Source organism: Ruegeria sp. CG1 (assembly GCF_056537265.1).
Genome location: NZ_JBQFRF010000001.1, coordinates 801,472 through 822,383, shown reverse-complemented (window position 1 = coordinate 822,383; position 20,912 = coordinate 801,472). Strand labels below are relative to the sequence as shown.

Sequence of the window (20,912 nt, the reverse complement as noted above, 5' to 3'; positions counted from 1 at the left end):
GGACTTAACGCAAACCCGCGCGCTCGGCTGCGCGGTCGATTGCGGCGGCAACCTCTGGGGCGGCCACAACCTGCGGCATGTGTCCTATGCCGTCCAATTCGATCAGCTCAGCGCCGGGAATCTGTTCGATCAGGCGCTCGGAATGCCAGCCCAGCCCGACAGTCGTATCCGCCGTACCGTGGACAATTTCGGTTGGCACGGAGATCTCGCCATAGCGGGGTTGAAGCTCGGTGATTTCATCCAGCAGATTTGCACGCTGTTTGGCATTTGCGTGCATCGAAGACTGGCGCATGGTCAAGCCCGGCCCGAAATGCTCGGCATATCCTTCGGGGGCTTTTTGCGGTGCAAACACCTGGTCCAACGCCTTCGTAACAAACCAGTCAGGAACAAATGCGCTGACCAAAGGCAAAGCAAGGGCGTTGCCCGCTGTCGTCGCACCAATAGTGTTGAACGCGTCCAGAGGTGTTTCCCACGGGATCGCCGCCGGAGCGATCAGGACCAAAGCTGCGATGTTGTCGGGCCGAGTGACAGCCCAGGCAAGCGAAACCGAACCGCCATAGCTTTGCCCGGCGACGATCGGTTTTTCTGCGCCTAGTTTCGATGCGGCTCGTTGTAGGATTTCCGCTTGTTCGACAATGGTTTCGCCGTCGGAGTTAAAGCTATCTGAGTATCCAAGACCCGGGCGGTCAAAGACGATGACGCGATAGGTCTCGGCCAGAATTGGGGCCAGCGCAAAAGTCATGTCGCGCGTGTTTCCGCTGGACCCGTGGATAAGCACCACATCCGGCCCTACGCCCATCACTACGGCATGCACAGCAACGCCATCGACATCGACGATCTGGCCTTCTGGCGGAAACGAAGCCTCGGCGCTGCTTTCACGCTGCGCGCTGCGCCATGCGGTCACAAGGGCGAGACCCACAAGCGCAACGCTGAGCGATATCAAAAGCTTACTGGCCAATTTTACTCATATCAAACGGGGTTGTCTGGTAAATTTCATTGATCCAGTTACCATAAAGCAGATGCGCGTGACTGCGCCACCTGTTCTGAGGGTTCTGGCTTGGATCATCGTCGGGATAGTAGTTGATAGGCACATTAATCGGCGTGTTATTTGCGATGTCCCGGTCATATTCCTGTTTGAGCGTATCGCTGTCATACTCAAAGTGATTGAAGATATAGAGCGCCCGATGCACGGGATCTTCGATCAGGCAGGGGCCGACATCATCACTGCCAAGCAAAGTGATCAGATCAGGAACCGCATCGATCTCGTATTGCCGCATCTCGGTCCAGCGGCTGACGGGTATCACGCAATCATCAGAAAAACCACGCAAAAATGGAGATGCGGGTGCTAGGTTCCGGTGCCGGAAGCAGCCAAAGGCCTTCGCATCCAGCATGTGTTTTTCAACGTCGTGGAAATGGTTGATCATCGCCATACCACCCCAGCATACGCCAAATGTGGAATGCACATTGGTCTGGGTCCACTCAAACACTTCGCGGATTTCATCCCAATAGGTGACGTCAGCGAAATCCAGATGTTCGATTGGTGCACCGGTTATGATCAGGCCGTCGAACTTCTGGTCCTTCACCTCCTGAAAAGGATGGTAGAACTCGGCCATATGCTCGGCGGCGGTATTCTTGGTCTGATGTTCCGTCATGCGGATCAGCGATAGCTCGATCTGCAGTGGGGTCGCTCCGATCAGGCGTGCGAACTGGTTTTCGGTCTGTATCTTCTTTGGCATCAGGTTCAAAAGCCCGATCCGAAGTGGGCGAATATCCTGCCGTGCGGCCTGATCATCAGCCATGACCATGACGCCCTCATTTGTCAGGACTTCAAAGGCGGGCAGGTCAGAGGGGATTTTGATCGGCATTTGGTCACGCTGTTGAAACTGCGAAGGAAGTCTGGAACTTAGGCGGGGTTGGGGCGGGTCTCAAGGGTGCGTTCGATCAACTCATCGAAATCGCCACTATCCCGCACTTTGGCGATGTCATCGGCTGCTATTGTAACACCCCAATTTCGGGCCATCGCTTCATAGCGTGGCTGCCGGTGCGCCAGCGCTTGCGCATAGGTCCAGCGGATGAATGCATCCGGATCAACCTTGGTGCCGGAACACTTGTTGAGGGCGAGGTATTCGTCCCAAACCCGCTGCAGGAACTCGGCCTTATAGGACATAGGCTTTGGTGCCTTGTCGAAGCGTTTGATCAGTTCTTCAGTGTGGGCTTCATCGCCCTTGATCCAGATCATCAGGGTCTGGCGCGACAATTCGGTCAGAATGTGGTCATTTGGATTGTCAGGCTCTACCCATTCGCAGATTGACCCGCCGGTATCGCAGATAAAGTGAGGATAGCTATAAAGACGATTGGCCCGGTCGATGAAATACTTGGTATCCAACAGGGCATGGATTTCGGCCTGCCGAAACTGGTCTTGCCGCAGCTGATATTCCGAGATTTCAAGGCCGCCCAGATCGGGATTGCCCGGCTTGCCCAGATAAGTCGACACCGGGGTCAGGTTCTGAAACGTGATGTTCGACCCGATATATATTGAATCCGACAGCAAAAGCTCGCGGAGAAAGGGTACTTTCATCGCCTCAGCCTTGGCATTGTCCGCGATATGTTCGCCCATATAGCGGGTGCCGATGCGGTAATCGATTGAATAGTGGAACCAGTCCCCGGCATCTCGCAGCGTGTTTGAGACATAGGATTTTCCCAACCCGGACATACCGAAGAACAACACCTTCTTTCGCGCAGCCTGGCGCCAATCCGTTGCCGAGTTGTAGATCATAATCCGCCGTCCCTTGTTTTGCCCTAGCTAAAACGGGCCGCTGGCGGCGTCAATCGCGTCGGCGAGATCGGCTGAGGATGAGCAAGCCGATCGCCAGTACCGTAAAACCGATAAAAGCACGTGGTGGCAAAGCTTCATCGCGCACCAAAGCACCCATTAGTATTGCGATTGGCGGAATTATGAGCGTTACGAGCAGAACATTACCGCTGCCTGCTTGTTGCAGTACGCGATAATACAGCAAATAGGCTCCGGCTGTTGCCAGCAGGGCGTAATAGGCGATTGCCAGCCAGGTTTGCAGGGGCAGGGTGAAGGTCGGAACTCCATCGACCAACAACATAACAGGCGTCATCAGGATCGCAGATCCGGTCAACATACCTGCCGCGGCGATCTGAGGGGGAAGGGCGCTCATGTGGCTACGCGCCCAGATGGCTGCAAACGCATAAGAAAGCGTTCCAGCCAGGATCGCAACCTGACCCAGGTTGCTTGGGTTTAGGTTGCTAAACTGTCTGAGGCCAATTGTGATTGAAACGCCCAGAAACCCAAGCCCTACGCCAAGGAGGCGGGTTTTGGTCAGCCTCTCGTCGCGAAAAAACAAGGCCGCTAAAAGGACGCCGAAGATCGCGGTGGCAGCGTTCAGAATCGATGTCAGCCCAGTTTCGACATAGAGCTGCCCCCAGGCCATAAGCGAGAATGGCAGGACATTGTTCAACAGCCCCATGATCAGAAAAATACCCCAGACCTTCGGATCGCTCGGAACCGGTTGGCGCTGAAAGATGATGACGATCCACAACGCCAGCGCTGCCCAAAAAACCCTGTGGAAAACTGATGTTATGACGGGAATCGTATCAAGTGCGATTCGGATCGCAAGGAATGACATTCCCCAAATGACACCAAGCAGTATCAATTCGGACCAAGTGCGAGCTGTGAGTGTTTTCTGAGAGGTCATGGCTTGTTCTGGCATCTCTCAATCAGCATATCGACCCGGAACATGCTAAAAAGCCCCACCGAGATGGCGGGGCTTAATATGCACATTTGCATCTGCTTTAGTTCAGCGCGTAAGTCACCTGAATACCAACGCTCCATGCGCTGTTGCCAGTGAACGTGGCACGGTTATCGGGGCCAGTACCGTTGGCAGTGGCATCCCCAATATCCGTATAGCGTACACCACCGGAAATCTTGGCCTTTTCAAGAGAGTAAGTGCCGCCCAGACCGATACTCCAGAACCCATCCGTCGGGCCTAGGTTCGAGACCGAGTTCCCCTGAGAGCTCTCGTAACCCAGCGTTACCGCGCCAGAGAATTCTTCGCTAAACTGATAGCCGAGACCCAGTGAGTAGGTCCATGTCGCTTCTTCGTAGTCGACCAGGTTAATACCGGTCAGACCAGTATAGACCGGCGGTGCGTACACGGTTTGCGGCCAGTCAACCCAACGGATCGAACCAAACAACAGCGTTTTTGGCGCGACACCTGTCTGGAAATCGAGATTGACAGATTGAGGCGTCACAACCTCGGTCGATGAATCAGCGCTGACGCGACCCACGACGGGTATGCCGGGTGGAACAATTCCAGTGATGGCATCGTTCGCTTCGGTCTGCGACAGATCATGTGTGATTTTCGAGTTATAGGTCAGAGCGACCCGTGCGGCGATATCTGGCCGTTCCCAAGCAACACCGACAACGTAACCGAAATCGATCTCGGCATCGGTTTCAACGCGGTATCCCCCGGACGCGAATGGTGTTGTGCTTGCACCAGCGATCGGAACTGAAACACTTGCTTTCAGACGCTGGGCGCGGAGACCACCGATAACACTGAAGCCACCATCCAATTTGTAGCGAAGCAAAGCCGTGATCGCATCGGTATCTGCTTTTGCGCGAAGCACGTCAGTTGTTGCTCCGGGAAGACCTGCCAGAGCCAAGACATTCTGCGACAAGGGATAATCCGAAGAATAGTCGATATCCGCGCCAAACGGCTCGTCATAAACCAGCGCGAAGTCGAGCTTTTCGGTCAAAGAAGTCTTGTATGCCAGATGCGGTGTGAAAAAGCTGTTCGAGACATTGCCCGAGTCAATCGTTTCCCCAAACGTCGGGCTGGTCGGAATTTGATCCTCCATCGATCCGCTTACGTCCGGCTTTGTATACCCAAGCCGAAACTGCACGACAGATCCCTCTTCGAACAGGATGTTAACACCTTGCCCACTTCGGTCTAGGCCGCCGGCCTGCGCCGCGGTTGCCCCAATGCACAACGCGCATGTGTGCAACAACACTCGTTTCATATATTCCTCCCTACACTGTCCAAATTGCCTGTTATACGCATCCTCATTGGGCGTATTCGGCCTCGTTACCGCTTTTTACTGTCTTAAACTTTAAAATTGGGTCAACCGGTGACGGAGCGTTATTCAGCAAAATAGCTCTATGCGGGTGTTGCTGAATTGCTACGGTTCTCGGACCAAACGTTCAGGAAAATCCCGGCAAAGATCACCACGGCCCCCAGAAGCGTCCAGTGATCCAGCGGCTCGTGATAAAGGACCATCCCGAGGATCGCGATGGTCGGAAGGCGTGCAAAATCAAACGGCACGACCACGGTCGCAGGCGCGATGGCCAGGGCATTGGTAATACAGTAGTGGGCCAATAGGCCTGCCAAGCCGACAAGCAAAAGAAGCGGCGCAGTCGTTAAGGTTGGAAGTGTTATTTGCCCATCCAGACCTGATGCAACCAGACCCAAACCGGCCTGCATCAAAGTAAGCCAGAACATAATGCATCCGATGCTGGCTATGCGCGTTAAGGACTTGGTCGATATTGCTGTTAACGCGAAGAAAATCGCAGATGCGGCCGCAGCAATAACGCCGGGACTAAGTGTGGCGGCCCCTGGACGGGCCACAATGAGAATCCCGGCAAATCCGATCAGGGCTGCGGTCAGACGCAAAGCGGTCAACCTCTCGTGCAGCAGCAGTGGGGACAGCAGGATCACCCAGATGGGCTGAGTGAATTCGAGTGCAAAGACCTGGGCCAACGGGATCACCGTTACTGCATAGAACCACAGGTTCTGCCCGGTGAAATGCAACACGTTCCGAATACCATGCAAACCAAGACGTTTGGTGGTTACCTGATGCCATTTGCGTGAAGCCGAGAGGACGATTGCCACCACGCAGATACCAACTAGGCTGCGATAGAACATGATCTCAAAGGTGTCGTGCGTCACGCTCAGCTCGCGGCCGGCAATGGCCATCGATGTGAATGAGGCGATCGCCCCTGTCATCCACAGCGCCGCCTTACCGATCTGCATTTTATTGCTGTTCATGAGATCTCTTACATGTGCTGTGGTGCAACGGGCTGAATAGATTGCGTTTTACCCGATGAAGCAAGGCTAAATGTAAGTCTGGCCGTCTATGATCGCTTTGGGTGAGGGGCTTAGATGATGCCAGTATTCTGACGCGAACCCGCAAATAAAAGGGGTTCTTAGCCGTTCGGCGTGCTGGCTCTGATACTCAGGTGGTTGGCAGAGCTTTGCTGACCGAATCGCCGTTCAACACGTATCGAGCACCGGTATGAGGGCAGGTAACCTCACCACGCCCAGTGAGAGGTAAATCCAACTGCTCGCCATACTCGCTCATCCAGCCAATCTGTTTGGCAGCGACGCCCACCATCAGTGCGTATGGCTTCACGTCAGCATTAACAACGGCACCTGCGCCGATAAAAGCGTATTCCCCGATTGTAGCACCGCAAACGATCGTGCAATTGGCGCCCAGCGTGGCCCCTTTCTTTACCAGAGTATTGCGGTATTCGGCCTTTCGTTCGATCAATGAACGCGGGTTGTACACATTCGTGAACACCATGCTCGGCCCACAGAATACGCCATCTTCCAGCGTGATGTTGTCATAGATCGAAACGTTGTTCTGAATTTTGCAATCGTCGCCAATTATAACCTTGTTCCCAACGAAGACATTCTGCCCGAGTGAAACATTTCGGCCCAGCTTGGCGCCTCCGCAGATGTGCACCCAATGCCAGATTCGGCAGCCATCTCCGATCTGCGCGCCTTCATCGACGATTGCCGTTTCATGTACCGAGTAGTTGCTCATCGAATTGTCCTTCTCCCGTCAAATGCGGTGCATTTCAGCACTGCCGAGGGGGAATAATCATTCCCATTCAATCGTTCCGGGAGGTTTCGAGGTGATGTCGTAAGTGCATCGGTTGATGCCCTTGACTTCGTTGATGATACGCGTGGCGGTTTCACCGAGGAATTCGTGGCTGAACGGATAGTAGTCCGCTGTCATGCCATCGACGGATGTGACCGCGCGGAGGGCGCAGGCATAATCGTATGTTCGTCCATCCCCCATTACACCGACCGTGCGCACCGGAAGAATGGCGACAAAGGCCTGCCAAATCTCATCATACAGACCATGTTTGCGAATCTGGTCGATATATATGGCATCGGCTTCGCGTAGGATCTCAAGCTTTTCGCGAGTTATCTCACCCGGGCAGCGAATGGCAAGGCCGGGGCCGGGGAAGGGGTGGCGACCGATGAAGCTGTCGGGCAGGCCCAACTCTCGGCCCAACGCGCGGACCTCGTCCTTGAAGAGTTCACGCAGAGGCTCGACCAGCTTCAAACCCATCTTTTCAGGCAGGCCACCCACATTGTGATGCGATTTGATGGTCACAGATGGACCGCCCGAAAACGACACGGATTCAATCACATCTGGATACAGGGTGCCCTGTGCCAAGAACTCGGCGCCGTCGATTGTGTCGGCGTGTTTCTGGAACACGTCGATGAACAGCTTGCCGATAATCTTGCGCTTGGTCTCAGGATCGGATTGACCATCAAGTTCACCCAGGAACAGTTCGCTTTCGTCCGCGTGGATCAACTGGATGTTGTAATTGTCGCGGAACATGCCGACGACTTCGGCAGCTTCGTTCTTGCGTAGCAGCCCATGGTCGACAAACACGCAGGTCAGCTGATCGCCAATCGCCTCATGTATCAGGATCGCCGCAACCGAGCTGTCGACACCGCCAGACAAGCCACAAATGACTTTTTTGTCCCCGACCTGTTCGCGGATCTTGCGGATCATCTCGTCCCGATAAGCCCCCATGGTCCAATCGCCCTTGAACCCTGCCAGTTTGACAAAATTCTCATAGAGCTTTGCACCCTTGGGTGTGTGATGAACCTCGGGGTGAAATTGCACCGCATAGAAATGACGCGAGGCGTCGGCCGTGATGGCATACGGCGCGTTGGGTGAAGTGCCGAACACCTCAAAACCCGGAGCGATTTCGCTTACATGATCGCCGTGGCTCATCCAGACCTGCTCGTCACCTTCGGCGAACCAGCCATCGAGGATATCAAGCCGATTATTCGGAGTAACAAATGCGCGGCCAAATTCTGCGGTGCCGTGCCCGCTTTCAACCTTGCCGCCCAGTTGATGCATCATCACCTGCTGACCATAGCAGATGCCCAGGATCGGCACGCCGTAGTCAAAAATCTCTTGCGGGGCGCGGGGTGAACCCTCGCGCGTAACACTGTCAGGGCCGCCCGAAAAAATGACGGCCTTGGGCGCCATCTCTCGCACGAAATCCATCGTGACGTTCTGGTAGGGGTGGATTTCGCAATAGACGTTCAGTTCGCGCAAGCGGCGGGCAATAAGCTGCGTCACCTGGCTGCCGAAGTCGATGATCAAAAGGCGGTCATGGCTGTCTTGGGTCATGATTGGCTATTAGGTCGCAAGCCTTGCTTGTGCAAGCGTAATGACGTCAATTCAGCGAGGAGGCTGATACATGACCACCATAAAACTCAGAACTGCCGAACGAAGCGACGCCAAGTCGATACAAGTTTGTATCGCAAGCGCTTATGCCGATGCGATGAGAGACATTGCCGATCTGCCGGATGTTGCGTCTGGTATCGAGGAAGAGATCGCAGAGCATCAGGTCGTCATTGCTGAAGTGGACGGTACACTTCTCGGTGTCATCATATATGATCAACAGGCCGAGGCTATGATGATATTCAATCTCGCCGTTTCGCCAGAAGCTCAGGGCAAAGGTGTTGCGCGGCAATTACTTGCAGTTGCTGAAGCTGAGGCTGTTGAGCTTGGGCTTTCTATCCTGCGCTTGCGGACTCACCGATTGATGCACGCGACCCGTGAAATGTACACCCATCTGGGTTGGGTGGAGGTCGAGGAGGCAGAGAATTCTGTCGTCATGCAGAAATGGGCAAAGTAGGGACTGACAGACATATGTCGCTGTGGCCTACAGTTCATGTCGCTTTTACCTCTAGAGCGCCGTAAACTACCTGTGGCGGAGTTTGCCGTTCATGTAACACATCTACCAAACCAACCAATCACGGGATTTACTCAATGGCAGAGGCAAACACCCGGCGCAGGGCACGGGGTGGCGGTGGTGCCGCCCGTCGTGCCGAGCGTACGGCGGTCAAGATCGAAACCGCGAAATATATCGAACGCAATATCCCCAATTTCGAGGTCCTCAACGATGAGGCGCTGGAGATTATCGAAACCAATGCGGAAACCGTATTGGCTGAGATTGGCGTCAATTTCGTAGACAATCCGGCAGCGCTTGAGCGCTGGAAAGACGCGGGTGCAGATGTCGATGGTGAGCGGGTCCGCCTGCCGCGCGGCCTGGCACGTGAGCTGATCAAGACCGCCCCTAGCGAATTTACCCAGCACGCCCGCAATCCTGAGAAATCGGTAGTCATCGGCGGCCGCAATATGGTTCTGGCTCCGGTCTATGGTCCTCCGTTCGTACGCGATGCGCAAGGCGGACGTCGTTACGCGACAATGGACGATTTCAACAAGTTCGTGAAGCTGGCCTACATGTCCAAGTGGCTGCACCATTCGGGCGGTACGGTCTGCGAACCGACAGATATTCCGGTAAACAAGCGCCATTTGGACATGCTGATGGCGCATATGACTCTGTCCGACAAACCGTTCATGGGTTCGGTCACTGATCCCAGCCGGGCGCAGGATTCGATCGAGATGTGCGAGATCCTGTTCGGCAAAGAGTTCGTGCAGAACAACACCGTGATGACATCTTTGACCAACATCAACTCGCCAATGACCTTTGACGACGTGATGATGGGTTCTCTGGAAGTTTATGCCGCAAACAATCAGGCCTGCATTATTTCGCCGTTCATCGTGGGTGGTGCTATGGCACCGGTTTCGGTCGCGGGCACGCTGACGCAGGTTCTGGCCGAGGTCATGGCAGGTGTAGCATATAGCCAGATCATCCGTCCGGGTGCTCCTGCGATCTTTGGGGCGTTCGTATCGTCGATCGACATGAATTCAGGAGCGCCGACCTTTGGCACCCCAGAGGCTTCGCACGTCACTTATGGCGCGGGTCAGTTGGCGCGCCGACTGGGTCTACCATATCGCTCTGCGGGTTCGTTCTGTGGTTCAAAATTGCCGGATGCGCAAGCTGCGTATGAGACCGCGAATTCGTTGAACATGGGTCTTATGTCGGGCGTGAATTTCATGCTGCATTCCTGCGGTTGGCTCGAAGGCGGCTTGGTGGCGGATTTCGAGAAATTCGTCATGGATGCCGATCAGTTGGGCGTCTTGCACGGATTGGCCAAAGGTGTGGCCTATGATGAGAATGCACAGGCGATGGACGCCATCCGCGAAGTCGGTCCCGGAGGTCACTATTTGGGTTGTGCCCATACGCAAGCCAACTTCAAGGAAGCGTTCTGGAAAACCGATCTCTTGGATTATAAGCCGTTTGAGACCTGGGAAGAAGAAGGCGCCCGCGATACACGGACGCTGGCTTCGGCACGGGTTGAGCATCTGTTGGCGAACTACCAGCAGCCGCAGCTTGACCCTGATGTAAAGGCTGCGCTCGACGCATATGTTGCCGAAAAGAAAGCATCGATGCCGGACGCGTTCACCTGATTACTGATACTGCGTGGCGCGACTGGCCTGATACAGTTGCGCTTCGCCATTTAATGCAATCAGCAGATCAAGATGGCGCACCAGTGAATAGGCCGCGTCTTCTTCGATGCGTTGCGCGTTAATCTCACGCTCCAATTCCAGCAAACGGATCAACGCTGCACCAGTGCCCGGTGTTGATCCATATCCAAGAAGCCGTTGCAGGTGGCGGTCGCGATTATAGTCCTGCACCCCGATCTTGGCGGCACGGGCCAGTAATCGCGGGCGGCGGAGTGTGGTGATCATGGTCATCAGGTCCTGCACGGCAGCTTTCCTTCTTTTTCAATTTCGCTGTCTGAAATGTGACACAACCTAAGCGGGTGTTGCCTTGTGCGGGATCACCCCGAACTATGGTTTCACCACTGTTTATCTTTTTGAATCAATTCTGCTCTGTGCCGTCTGTGATTAACGAACGAGTAACGAAAGCAACTCTAGTTAGATTTGGTTAACTAAGAATCCGACGGCTAAAACTGTCAGTTTGTTTTGTCGACGAGGGCGAAGAAATATGGAAAACAGCGTGGCATTCACTGTTCCGGCATGGGTTCCCGAAGGGGCGCAACGATATCTGGACCATACGGAGTCAGGGCGATCTATTCGGGATATTGCGCGGTCCGCAGGGTGCCATGCCTCGACCATTCTGCGTCAGATCCGCAGGGTTGAGATGCGCAGGGACGATCCTTTGGTGGATGCAGCTCTGCATTCTCTGGCCCAGTCACACTTTGCGCCAATGGAGCGCACAGGTTCTTCATTTGCAATCGTGACGTCTGAGGCAGGACGGCCCGAAGCCCAAGACGACGAATTCGAGCGCGAGTCGCTGCGTGTACTGAGGCGCATGTGTGAATCCGGTGCCGTGCTTGCCGTGGCCGAGGATATGGACAAGGCTGTTGTGGTTCGGGACAACGGCAAAGGAGGAACTACCAAAACAGCAGTTGTAGATTGCCGGATCGCACAGGCTCTGGCGCTGAATGATTGGATTTCATGCGATAGTCCGGGTCGGATCTCGCGCTACCGGATTTCTACCTCGGGCAGGGCTGCACTAAGTCATTTGATTGCCGAGGCCGAAAACCGGGCGCGTACGCAGAATGAATTTGGCATGGCGGAAGCGCAGGCCGCATTCGAACCCGCAACTGTCGGTGCAAGGGCGCCATCGCAGCCCCGCGTTCGTTACAGCACTGTGGAAAGCCCGCTGATCGCTTTGGCGCGCCGCCGCGACCGGGATGGCAAGCCGTTTCTGGATGAAACTCTGGTGAGCGCGGGCGAGCGCTTGCGTGAGGATTTCGAACTGGCGCAGATCGGACCTCAGGTCACACAAAATTGGGATCGTTTTCTGACAGGCGGTGGACGCGGTGACTTTGCCTCGGACAGCCAGGTGGGGCGAGGACCTTCTGGTGCCAGGGATCGTGTGGCCCGCGCGCTGTCTGACCTTGGGCCGGGTTTGAGCGACGTCGCGCTGCGCTGTTGTTGTTATCTAGAAGGGCTTGAGCTGGCTGAAAAGCGGATGGGCTGGTCTGCGCGATCAGGCAAGATCGTGCTGCGGATCGCGTTGCAAAGGCTGAAGCGCCACTACGAGGACCAGACCGAGCGGGATCGGATGATCGGCTGAACGATTCATGCAGCCATATACCGGCCTTGCGGAAATGACCCCAAATGATAGTCAGGGGTTATGAATTTCACCTTCCGCCAGCTGCAATATTTCCAGGCCGTCGCCGAACAGCGTAACTTTGGCCGTGCCGCGCAGGTCTGCCATGTGTCGCAGCCTGCGCTTTCGGTTCAAATCAAGTCACTGGAAGACTCGATCGGTGGGCCGTTGTTCGAACGGCAGGCCCGCGACATCCTGTTGACACCACTTGGACGAGACGTATTGGACTATGCCCAACATGTCCTGAACGCGGCCGAACGGTTGGATCGATTTGCGCGCGACCATTCGGGTGGCCATAGGTCCCTGTCGATCGGGATTATTCCTACGGTTGCGCCATATTTGCTACCGGGGGTACTGGCCGGGTTGCGGGCTGCGGATGTCTCGTTGCGGGTTCAGATTCGTGAGGCTCGGACCGAGCGGCTGCTATCCATGTTGGGCTTGGGCGAAATAGATGCCGCCGTACTGGCGCTGCCCCTGGGAAATGGAACTTTCCACGAAGAGCCACTGTTCGAAGATCGGTTCTTGCTGGCAGGAAGTCAGACTCGCTTGAATCGATTGACCATCAGCCCGGAAGAGTTGCGGCCTGTGGACTTGAAGACAGCGCAATTGATGCTGTTGGAAGACGGGCACTGCCTGACAGATCAGGCGCTAGAAGTTTGCGGTCAGGATCGTACCAGCGGCCAAATTAATATGGGTGCGTCCTCACTTGCCACGTTGTCGCGTTTGGTCGCCGAAGGGTTTGGCCTGACGTTGATGCCTGAACTTGCGGCGCAGGCCGAGACGGATGCAGTCCCTGGTCTGCGATTGTTGCGATTTGGTGCGCCGCAACCGGCGAGGACCATTGGCCTGGTGCGTCGCAGCTCGACCGGAGCGGAGGAGTGGTTCGATCGATTGGCGCAAGTAATCCGGCAGGTCGGTGAAGACGTGGTAGCTAAAACTCGAACCTAACGAAAAAGGCCCGCCGAAATGGCGGGCCTTTCAAAGTAGGGCATGACAGGATTATGCCAGCGCCGGTTCGCGGGCTTCGTCCAGATGCTTCATCAGGTTTTCTGGGGACGACACGCCGTAAGGGTCTTCGGGGCAGTTATCCATCAGGCCGGGCTCTTCGAACCATGCCTCCACAACGCCATCGTTGACGATGGCTGCGTAACGCCACGAGCGCATGCCAAAGCCCAGATTGTCCTTGTCGACCAGCATGCCCATTTTACGCGTGAACTCACCGGACCCATCAGGAATGACCTTGACGTTTTCCAGACCCTGATCGGCGGCCCATTTGTTCATGACAAAGCTGTCGTTGACGGACATGCAGTAGATTGCATCGATGCCCTTGCCCGCAAAATCGCCGTGGCCTTTTTCGAAACCAGGCAATTGATAGGTCGAGCATGTCGGGGTGAATGCGCCGGGCAGCGAGAACAGGATAACGCGCTTGCCTGCAAAGTAATCTGCAGTTGTCTTGTCTTCCCAACGGAACGGGTTGGGGCCTTCGACGGCCTCATCGCGGACACGGGTGTGGAAGGTTACGTCAGGCAGTTTTGCACCGGTTTTCATCATCAAACTCCTGTGATTCACATATGTTTGCCGCGAGAGTTAAAATGATTCTAACTCGGCTTCAATGATATATATGCTGCAAAAGCATAATATCTTTGATGGCGATAAAGCATTATAAGTAATGCGTAAAATGATGTTCGTTGTCACTTTCGCTGCACGAGCGTAGACGTGCCGCATAGCGGCTATGCGCCGCTGGTGTAACCAAATGAGTCGGTCTATGTTATGAACTAAGAAAATTGACCCAAAGTCAGGAAAGCCAGCCGTGCGTGATCTGAAAATACCCGAGCAAAGACACCCCGAAAAGGCACATCGACCTGACAATGCGGCTCCGCGCAAACCGAACTGGATTCGGGTCAAAGCGCCGGGTGGCAAGGGCTATGCCGAGACGCATAGGATCATGCGTGACAACAATCTGGTCACCGTCTGCGAAGAAGCCGGATGCCCGAATGTAGGTGAGTGCTGGAGCCAGGGTCACGCGACCATGATGATCATGGGCGAGATTTGCACGCGCGGTTGTACCTTCTGCAACATTGCGACCGGTAAGCCGGATACTCTGGATGCATTTGAACCGGGTCGCGTGGCGCATGCGGTGCAGAAGCTGGGCTTGAACCATGTGGTCATCACATCCGTGGACCGGGATGACCTGCAGGATGGTGGGGCTGACCATTTCGCCCAAACCATACGCGCAGTACGACACCGCTCGCCCAAGACTACGATCGAGATTCTGACGCCGGATTTCCTGAAATGCGATCCCTCGGTGCTTGAGATTGTGGTCGAGGCCAAGCCAGATGTGTTCAATCACAATCTTGAAACGGTGCCGGGCCTTTATCCTCAGGTGCGTCCCGGTGCGCGATATTTCCACTCATTGCGCTTGCTGCAGCGGGTCAAAGAGATGGACCCGTCCATTTTCACCAAATCCGGCATAATGGTCGGACTGGGCGAGGACGAGCAGCAAGTTCGTCAGGTCATGGATGACATGCGCGCGGCGGATATCGATTTTCTGACTATCGGCCAGTATCTGCAGCCAACACCCAAGCATCATGGCATTGACCGCTTTGTTACACCCGAAGAGTTTGCGGCCTATGAAAAAGCTGCATTCGGCAAAGGTTTCCTTATGGTCTCGGCAACTCCTTTGACCCGGTCGTCTTACCATGCGGGCGATGATTTCGCCCGTTTGCGCGAAGCTCGACAAAAGAAGTTGAACCAGAGGTGAAACCCGAACTTCAATCCTGGCTTACCGAAAAGCGCCATGAACTGCATCAAGTGCCTGAGATATCGGGCGAGGAACGTGGAACCGCGACGAGTATCTCGAACTTGCTTCAGGCGTGTGATCCCGATGCGGTTCTGACAGGTATCGGTGGCCACGGTGTCGCGGCGGTTTATGATAGCGGACAGCCCGGACCAACCATCGGAATCCGATGTGAATTGGACGGTTTGCCGATTCAGGAAATCTCAAGTGCACGATACGCGTCGCAACATCCCGGAAAGGGGCATCTTTGCGGGCATGATGGCCATATGGCGATGGTGCTTGGTGTTGCCTTTGTATTGGGGGACAAGCGTCCGACCAAGGGGCGGGTGGTTCTGATTTTTCAACCCGCCGAAGAAACCGGTCAAGGTGCGATTGCCTATCGTGCTGATCCCAAGTTTGCGGATATCGCTCCGGACTATGTGTTTTCTTTGCACAATTTGCCGGGTTTGGAATTGGGCGGGGTTGAGCTTTGCTCGGGTCCGGCGAATTGCGCCTCGCGTGGGATGCGAATTGTTTTGACGGGCAAAACCTCTCACGCGGCGGCCCCTCAGGATGGAGTGTCGCCAGCCGGTGCGTTGGCAGAGCTTATGCCTGCTTTGGCCATTCTGGGGCAGGGTGGGGCGCTGGATGCAGAATATGCGCTGACAACGGTAACCCATGCTAGGCTGGGTGAGGCCACTTTTGGTATCGCACCCGGTCAGGCCGAACTGTGGGTGACCCTGCGCACGGTCTCGGACAGCCGGATGGCAAGCCTGATCCGCGACGCAGAACAACTGGTGGCTACACGTGCTCAGGCACAGGGATTAAGTGTTGAAATCACCTATGACGATGTGTTTGAGGCTTGCACAAATTCGGGTGAAGCCGTGCAGATCCTGTCAGAGGCCTGCCAAAGCCGCGACATTCCTTGCAAGCTGGTTGCAACCCCACAAAGGTTTTCGGAAGATTTTGGGCAGTTCGGAAAAGGCGCAAAAAACGCCATGTTCTGGCTAGGCGCGGGGCGGGATCATCCGCAGCTACACAACCCCGACTATGATTTCCCGGATGCTTTGATCCCGATCGGGACAGATATTTTTCTGGCTGCTATCGAACAAACGCTCAAGGCCTGAGTTTTCTGGGCTGGCTTTCTGCCCATTCGGGCCACCAACCCATATATTCAATTCCGGCAATAATCAGGCAGATAAGGATCGCGCCAAACACCAGTTTCACGCGCCGTTCCGAGGGCGGGTTTCGCCCCCATTTTGACATGCGAACAAAGTGGCGCAGACTCATCAGTCCTGATCTTCGACAAATCGAACCTTGCCGATAAACGGCAGGTTGCGATTGCGCTGCGCATAGTCGATGCCATAACCCACGACAAATTCATCAGGGATTTCAAACCCGATCCAGTCCGAGCGGAAATCAACCTCGCGCCGGCTGGGTTTGTCCAGAAGGGCGATGGATTTCAACCGGTGCGGCTTGCGGGTGCGGAGCAGCTTGGAGACGTGGTTCAGGGTATGGCCGGTATCCACGATATCCTCGACCACCAAAACATCGCGCCCTTCAATGGCGCCGCGTAAGTCCTTAAGAATACGAACTTCTCGACTGCTTTCCATCGAGTCTCCGTAGGACGATGCCTCCAGAAAATCGACCTCGATGGGCAGGTCCAGCTCACGCACCAGATCAGCGATAAAGACGAAGCTGCCGCGCAGCAGGCCGACAACGACCAGCTTGTCAGTGCCGCCGAATTCAGCCGTTATTTCGCGGCAAAGCTCTTCGATCCGGGCAGCAATTGCCTTGGCCGAGATCATCTCATCTATCACATATGCGCGCTGGCTCATCGCTGCCCCCTTGATCTTTGGCGCGCAACATACGAAATCACGCGCCATTGTCACCAGTTAATCCCGGATATCATGCCAACCCATTCCGAGACCCGCCCGCTGCCTTACACCGCTCAGCAGATGTATGATCTGGTCGCGGATGTGGCGAAATACCCTGAATTTTTGCCTTGGTGCGCTGCGGCCCGCATCCGTCGGACCTATGCCGCGGGCGATGGCAAGGTGATGGAAGCGGATTTGGTTATTTCATTCAAGGTGTTCCGCGAACGCTTCGGCAGCCGCGTCACGCTGTTTGATGAGCTGAAACGGATCGATACCGAGTATCTGGACGGACCGTTCAAATACATGCGCTCGGATTGGGAGTTCGAGGATACAGTTGATGGCTGCAACGTCTCGTTCCACGTTGATTTCGAATTCAAGAACGCGGTTCTGCAAGGAATCATTGGCGTGGTTTTCAACGAAGCCATGCACCGTATCGTCCGAGCATTCGAACAACGTGCTGCCGTCCTGTACGGCTGAGGCTTTACGCCCGAGCGGCGCGCGCTAGACTGCGCCACATGACCGATTTGACAACTGCCCTTGCCGAGTTTGCTGCTGGTTCTGTGTCGACCACGGCGCAGGCTCGTATCGTGACATCTCTATCCGCGTTGGACTGGCTTGCTGTGGGGCGGGCAGGCGCAGATGAGCCGGTTTCCCGCATCATACGTCAGATGGTTCTTTCCGAGAGCGGTGCCGCACAGGCGCGTTTGTTCGGAGGCGGTGATGCGCCGCTACGCGCAGCGGCGCTGGTGAATGGTACCATTTCTCATGCGCTTGATTATGACGACACGCATTTCGCTCATATCGGTCATCCATCGGTTGCTGTTTTTCCTGCAGCCCTTGCTCTTACTGCGTGGGAAGACCGACCTCTGGTCGATCTGCTTGAGGCAGCGCTAGTGGGAATGGAGTTATCGATCCGCATCGGTTTGTGGCTTGGTCGTGGTCATTATCAGGCTGGTTTTCACCAAACAGCCACGGCTGGCGCGTTTGGGGCTGCGGTGGCTGCGGGTCGGATTATGGCATTTGATGCAAAGCAGATGCGTGATCTGTTGGGGCTAACCGCGACCCGGGCCTCAGGGCAGAAATCACAGTTCGGGACCATGGGTAAACCTTATAACGCTGGACTTGCGGCCTCGAACGGTGTTGAGGCCGCCCAGTTGATCCGCAACGGTTTTCAACCCGGTGCTGACGCATTGGAAGGCCCGTTTGGGTTTGGGGCGACACATTTGGGGGCTGACGATTTAGCTGCTGCGCTTGATGGTTTGGGGGACGAGTGGCTGTTCGAAAGCATCAGCCACAAATTCCACGCTTGCTGCCATGGCCTGCACGCGGCGCTTGAGGCTGCGCGCGATCTCGACATCGCCGAGCCTGAGGTGGCCGAGATCAAGATCAAAACCCACCCCCGCTGGATGAGCGTGTGCAATCAACTGCAGCCGACCAGTGGGTTAGGAGCGAAGTTTTCCTATCGTACCGTGATCGCAATGCAGGCAATGGGCTACGATACAGCTCTGCCAGGGAGCTATTCCGACAAGATTTGTGCTGATCCAAGACTGCAATCCTTAAGGGACCGGATCAAGGTCGAGGCGGATGAGAGTCTATCCGAGACACAAGCCCATCTGTCCCTGTTACGCCGGGACGGCGCGCGCCGCGAGGCCAGCCATGATCTGCTGGCTCCGATGTCTCTATCGGATCGCGAAGATCGCGTCAGGGAGAAAGCGGCGAAGCTGATCAGTGGGGATGAGGCAGACGCCATCTGGTCAATGCTACGCACCGGTGGGCGCGCAGCGGATTTGGCTGAAAGGCTAACTGATTAAGCGACGCGCCAATGCAGTGGAAAGCCCGGATCGAATACGGTCACCGGGCCGTCGCCGCTTTCGATTTTGGCCGGATAGACGACCTCATCGCCTTTGGTCAGCGTGATGGTCTCTTCGTTCACTGGCAGGCGATAGAAGGCCGGGCCGTTGAGTGACGCGAACGCCTCTAGCTTGTCCAACGCATCTGCGCGCTCGAACATTTCGGCCAGCAGTGACATTGTATTAGTTGCAGTGAAACAGCCGGCGCAGCCACAGGCCATTTCCTTGTTTGCATCCGTGTGCGGCGCGCTGTCTGTGCCCAAGAAGAAACGCGTATCGCCTGATGTCGCGGCGGTCAGCAGCGCCAGCCGATGCTCTTCGCGCTTGGCGACCGGCAAGCAGTAGTAATGCGGCTTGATGCCGCCCACCAGAATGTGGTTGCGGTTGATGATCAGATGATGCGTTGTAATCGTCGCACCCAGATCTTTCTCGTTCGCCTTGACGTAATCCACGCCGTTTGACGTCGTGATGTGCTCCATCACCACGCGCAGTCCGGGTGTTGCTTTGCGAATCGGATCAAGAACGCGGTCGATGAACACCGCCTCACGATCGAAGATATCGATCTCGGCATCCGTGACTTCGCCGTGCACACACAGCGGCAGACCGATCTCGGCCATCTTCTCCAGCACCGGGCGTACCTTGTCGAAATCGCGAACGCCAGAAGACGAGTTGGTTGTTGCCCCAGCCGGGTACAGTTTGACTGCCTTGACCAGCCCGCTTGCATGCGCGGCGGCTACATCTGCCGGGTCCGTGTCTTCGGTCAGGTAGAGCGTCATCAGCGGCTCAAACGTCATATCCTCAGGCAGAGCAGCGAGGATGCGGTCCCGATAAGCTGCCGCGTCGTCACCCTTCACAACGGGCGGAACCAGATTGGGCATGATGATGGCACGGGCAAAATGGCGCGCGGTTTCAGGCAGGACGGCTTGCAGCATCGCGCCATCGCGCAGATGCAGATGCCAGTCATCGGGGCGGCGGATCGTCAGGGAATGGGTCATGGCCCCCGGCTAGCACAGCCGCTTGGGTGGTGAAAGACCCTGTTGCCCTTGCCGGTGAGGCAGATCGTCGTAAGTCTCTGACGGATGGTGGTCTTGACCTCTGGTTGTGGTCATGACCTGTTGGGGCGCAGGAAAAAGGGGAACACATGACACAGCCAAACTCCATCGATGCCGTGCAGGACCTTTTGGGCTCTGAGGGCTATGTCTGTGGCCGGGCTTTGGCGACGGTTGTGTTTCTTTCGCTGAAGCTTGGTCGGCCTCTGTTTCTGGAAGGTGAGGCGGGCGTTGGCAAAACCGAAATTGCCAAAGCGCTGGCCGCGGGATTGGGGCGTCGCTTGATCCGGTTGCAGTGTTACGAAGGTCTTGATGCCTCTTCCGCCGTTTATGAATGGAATTTTCCCGCCCAAATGGTGGCGATCCGAACCGCCGAAGCATCAGGCGGGGCGGACCGAGGCGTGTTACAGACCGAGCTGTTCTCGGATGACTATCTGATTGAGCGTCCCTTGCTGCAGGCCATGCGCCCTGATGCCTTTGGGGCACCTGTATTGTTGATCGACGAGTTGGATCGAACCGACGAACCTTTTGAGGCGTTCCTGCTGGAAGCCCTCAGCGACTTTCAGGTCACGATCCCCGAACTTGGTACCGTCAAAGCACCCGAACCACCAATCGTGATCGTCACCTCAAACCGCACGCGCGAAGTGCACGACGCGCTGAAACGCCGCTGCCTGTATCACTGGGTTGATTACCCTGATTTTGCTCGTGAAATCGAAATCCTGCACGCCCGTGCCCCCGAAGCGGCCGAAGCGCTGAGCCGTGAGGTTGTGGCATTTGTTCAGCGTCTGCGCACCGAAGACCTGTTCAAGAAACCCGGGGTGGCTGAGACCATCGATTGGGCCAAGTGCCTTCTTGCGCTGGACGTCATCAATCTCAGCCCCGAGGTGATTGGCGATACGTTGGGTGCCATCCTGAAATACCAGGACGACATCCAAAAGTTGCAGGGGTCCGAGGCAAAACGCATTCTGGATCAGGCCAAGGCCGACCTCGAACCGGCATGAGGCTCAATTCGCTCGCAAATATTTCGGA

At 55.8% G+C, this 20,912-nt stretch carries 21 protein-coding genes; 9 read left to right on the top strand and 12 right to left on the bottom strand.

Translation table 11 applies throughout. The features are described 5' to 3' along the window. Positions 1 to 4: 4 nt before the first annotated feature. The 8 genes from ACR0AU_RS04175 to guaA form a co-directional block, all read right to left on the bottom strand. A complete protein-coding gene (locus ACR0AU_RS04175; RefSeq protein ID WP_170610374.1) occupies positions 5 to 958 on the bottom strand; it encodes an alpha/beta fold hydrolase in 954 nt (317 codons plus the stop codon). Further along, on the bottom strand, positions 948 to 1,865 hold the full coding sequence (metA, locus tag ACR0AU_RS04170) for a homoserine O-acetyltransferase MetA (protein WP_170393257.1): 918 nt from the start codon (positions 1,863 to 1,865) through the stop codon (positions 948 to 950). Before metA ends, ACR0AU_RS04175 begins: the two co-directional genes overlap by 11 nt. Positions 1,866 to 1,903: 38 nt before the next feature. Next, positions 1,904 to 2,776: an ATPase gene (locus ACR0AU_RS04165; protein ID WP_170562988.1), complete on the bottom strand. Its 873-nt coding sequence runs from the start codon at positions 2,774 to 2,776 to the stop codon at positions 1,904 to 1,906. A gap of 49 nt (positions 2,777 to 2,825) precedes the next feature. Continuing rightward, positions 2,826 to 3,722, bottom strand: coding sequence for a DMT family transporter (locus ACR0AU_RS04160; RefSeq protein WP_170732023.1), 897 nt, complete (start codon positions 3,720 to 3,722; stop codon positions 2,826 to 2,828). A gap of 97 nt (positions 3,723 to 3,819) precedes the next feature. Continuing rightward, a complete protein-coding gene (locus tag ACR0AU_RS04155) occupies positions 3,820 to 5,046 on the bottom strand; it encodes an OmpP1/FadL family transporter (protein ID WP_170393255.1) in 1,227 nt (408 codons plus the stop codon). A 137-nt stretch (positions 5,047 to 5,183) separates the two neighbouring features. Continuing rightward, positions 5,184 to 6,071, bottom strand: a complete 888-nt coding sequence (locus tag ACR0AU_RS04150) for a DMT family transporter (RefSeq protein WP_170645961.1) — start codon at positions 6,069 to 6,071, stop codon at positions 5,184 to 5,186. A gap of 187 nt (positions 6,072 to 6,258) precedes the next feature. Continuing rightward, entirely contained in the window at positions 6,259 to 6,849 is a 591-nt protein-coding gene (locus ACR0AU_RS04145) for an acyltransferase (RefSeq protein WP_170393253.1), read from the bottom strand. Between the two features lie 57 nt (positions 6,850 to 6,906). Beyond that, positions 6,907 to 8,466, bottom strand: coding sequence for a glutamine-hydrolyzing GMP synthase (gene guaA, locus ACR0AU_RS04140; protein ID WP_170421311.1), 1,560 nt, complete (start codon positions 8,464 to 8,466; stop codon positions 6,907 to 6,909). Positions 8,467 to 8,536: 70 nt separating this feature from the next. Here guaA and ACR0AU_RS04135 point away from each other — a divergent pair, with 70 nt between their 5' ends. After that, entirely contained in the window at positions 8,537 to 8,977 is a 441-nt protein-coding gene (locus ACR0AU_RS04135; RefSeq protein WP_480795307.1) for a GNAT family N-acetyltransferase, read from the top strand. A 134-nt stretch (positions 8,978 to 9,111) separates the two neighbouring features. Further along, a complete protein-coding gene (locus tag ACR0AU_RS04130; protein ID WP_170801006.1) occupies positions 9,112 to 10,656 on the top strand; it encodes a trimethylamine methyltransferase family protein in 1,545 nt (514 codons plus the stop codon). Here ACR0AU_RS04130 and ACR0AU_RS04125 read toward each other — a convergent pair whose 3' ends face one another. Continuing rightward, positions 10,657 to 10,956: a DUF6477 family protein gene (locus ACR0AU_RS04125; RefSeq protein WP_170510658.1), complete on the bottom strand. Its 300-nt coding sequence runs from the start codon at positions 10,954 to 10,956 to the stop codon at positions 10,657 to 10,659. A 241-nt stretch (positions 10,957 to 11,197) separates the two neighbouring features. Between ACR0AU_RS04125 and ACR0AU_RS04120 the strand changes: the two genes are divergently transcribed. Together ACR0AU_RS04120 and ACR0AU_RS04115 are read left to right on the top strand one after the other, a co-directional pair. Further along, a complete protein-coding gene (locus ACR0AU_RS04120) occupies positions 11,198 to 12,295 on the top strand; it encodes a DUF6456 domain-containing protein (protein WP_480795306.1) in 1,098 nt (365 codons plus the stop codon). A 60-nt stretch (positions 12,296 to 12,355) separates the two neighbouring features. Then, positions 12,356 to 13,279, top strand: a complete 924-nt coding sequence (locus ACR0AU_RS04115; protein WP_170562940.1) for a hydrogen peroxide-inducible genes activator — start codon at positions 12,356 to 12,358, stop codon at positions 13,277 to 13,279. 51 nt (positions 13,280 to 13,330) lie between these two features. Here the strand turns inward: ACR0AU_RS04115 and ACR0AU_RS04110 are convergent, their stop codons facing one another. Beyond that, complete coding sequence (locus ACR0AU_RS04110; protein ID WP_480795305.1) at positions 13,331 to 13,879, bottom strand: redoxin family protein; 549 nt, start codon at positions 13,877 to 13,879, stop codon at positions 13,331 to 13,333. A gap of 262 nt (positions 13,880 to 14,141) precedes the next feature. Here ACR0AU_RS04110 and lipA point away from each other — a divergent pair, with 262 nt between their 5' ends. Together lipA and ACR0AU_RS04100 are read left to right on the top strand one after the other, a co-directional pair. Then, positions 14,142 to 15,092 carry a lipoyl synthase gene (lipA, locus tag ACR0AU_RS04105; RefSeq protein ID WP_480759878.1) on the top strand — a complete coding sequence of 317 codons (951 nt, stop codon included), beginning with the start codon at positions 14,142 to 14,144 and terminating at the stop codon, positions 15,090 to 15,092. Then, entirely contained in the window at positions 15,089 to 16,234 is a 1,146-nt protein-coding gene (locus tag ACR0AU_RS04100) for an amidohydrolase (RefSeq protein WP_480795304.1), read from the top strand. The genes lipA and ACR0AU_RS04100 overlap by 4 nt, the downstream gene beginning before the upstream one ends. A 162-nt stretch (positions 16,235 to 16,396) precedes the next feature. Here the strand turns inward: ACR0AU_RS04100 and hpt are convergent, their stop codons facing one another. Then, entirely contained in the window at positions 16,397 to 16,945 is a 549-nt protein-coding gene (gene hpt, locus ACR0AU_RS04095; protein ID WP_010439696.1) for a hypoxanthine phosphoribosyltransferase, read from the bottom strand. Positions 16,946 to 17,017: 72 nt separating this feature from the next. On the opposite strand from hpt, the gene ACR0AU_RS04090 reads away from it, so the two are divergent. Then, entirely contained in the window at positions 17,018 to 17,461 is a 444-nt protein-coding gene (locus ACR0AU_RS04090; RefSeq protein ID WP_170510230.1) for a type II toxin-antitoxin system RatA family toxin, read from the top strand. A gap of 38 nt (positions 17,462 to 17,499) precedes the next feature. Beyond that, positions 17,500 to 18,795 (top strand): MmgE/PrpD family protein, encoded by a 1,296-nt coding sequence (locus tag ACR0AU_RS04085; RefSeq protein WP_480795303.1) that lies wholly within the window; start codon positions 17,500 to 17,502, stop codon positions 18,793 to 18,795. Here ACR0AU_RS04085 and pyrC read toward each other — a convergent pair. Continuing rightward, positions 18,792 to 19,829 carry a dihydroorotase gene (gene pyrC, locus ACR0AU_RS04080; protein ID WP_480795302.1) on the bottom strand — a complete coding sequence of 346 codons (1,038 nt, stop codon included), beginning with the start codon at positions 19,827 to 19,829 and terminating at the stop codon, positions 18,792 to 18,794. The two genes, ACR0AU_RS04085 and pyrC, sit on opposite strands and share 4 nt — an antisense overlap. A 146-nt stretch (positions 19,830 to 19,975) precedes the next feature. On the opposite strand from pyrC, the gene ACR0AU_RS04075 reads away from it, so the two are divergent. Then, entirely contained in the window at positions 19,976 to 20,884 is a 909-nt protein-coding gene (locus ACR0AU_RS04075) for an AAA family ATPase (RefSeq protein ID WP_170732046.1), read from the top strand. Positions 20,885 to 20,912 lie beyond the last annotated feature (28 nt).

Bases quoted from the DNA above. Each gene is read 5' to 3' on its own strand.
- metA (WP_170393257.1), bottom strand. From the start codon at position 1,865: ATGCCGATCAAAATCCCCTCTGACCTGCCCGCCTTTGAAGTCCTGACA.
- ACR0AU_RS04165 (WP_170562988.1), bottom strand. From the start codon at position 2,776: ATGATCTACAACTCGGCAACGGATTGGCGCCAGGCTGCGCGAAAGAAG.
- ACR0AU_RS04160 (WP_170732023.1), bottom strand. From the start codon at position 3,722: ATGACCTCTCAGAAAACACTCACAGCTCGCACTTGGTCCGAATTGATA.
- ACR0AU_RS04155 (WP_170393255.1), bottom strand. From the start codon at position 5,046: ATGAAACGAGTGTTGTTGCACACATGCGCGTTGTGCATTGGGGCAACC.
- ACR0AU_RS04150 (WP_170645961.1), bottom strand. From the start codon at position 6,071: ATGAACAGCAATAAAATGCAGATCGGTAAGGCGGCGCTGTGGATGACA.
- ACR0AU_RS04145 (WP_170393253.1), bottom strand. From the start codon at position 6,849: ATGAGCAACTACTCGGTACATGAAACGGCAATCGTCGATGAAGGCGCG.
- guaA (WP_170421311.1), bottom strand. From the start codon at position 8,466: ATGACCCAAGACAGCCATGACCGCCTTTTGATCATCGACTTCGGCAGC.
- ACR0AU_RS04135 (WP_480795307.1), top strand. From the start codon at position 8,537: ATGACCACCATAAAACTCAGAACTGCCGAACGAAGCGACGCCAAGTCG.
- ACR0AU_RS04130 (WP_170801006.1), top strand. From the start codon at position 9,112: ATGGCAGAGGCAAACACCCGGCGCAGGGCACGGGGTGGCGGTGGTGCC.
- ACR0AU_RS04120 (WP_480795306.1), top strand. From the start codon at position 11,198: ATGGAAAACAGCGTGGCATTCACTGTTCCGGCATGGGTTCCCGAAGGG.
- ACR0AU_RS04115 (WP_170562940.1), top strand. From the start codon at position 12,356: ATGAATTTCACCTTCCGCCAGCTGCAATATTTCCAGGCCGTCGCCGAA.
- ACR0AU_RS04110 (WP_480795305.1), bottom strand. From the start codon at position 13,879: ATGAAAACCGGTGCAAAACTGCCTGACGTAACCTTCCACACCCGTGTC.
- hpt (WP_010439696.1), bottom strand. From the start codon at position 16,945: ATGAGCCAGCGCGCATATGTGATAGATGAGATGATCTCGGCCAAGGCA.
- ACR0AU_RS04090 (WP_170510230.1), top strand. From the start codon at position 17,018: ATGCCAACCCATTCCGAGACCCGCCCGCTGCCTTACACCGCTCAGCAG.
- ACR0AU_RS04085 (WP_480795303.1), top strand. From the start codon at position 17,500: ATGACCGATTTGACAACTGCCCTTGCCGAGTTTGCTGCTGGTTCTGTG.
- pyrC (WP_480795302.1), bottom strand. From the start codon at position 19,829: ATGACCCATTCCCTGACGATCCGCCGCCCCGATGACTGGCATCTGCAT.
- ACR0AU_RS04075 (WP_170732046.1), top strand. From the start codon at position 19,976: ATGACACAGCCAAACTCCATCGATGCCGTGCAGGACCTTTTGGGCTCT.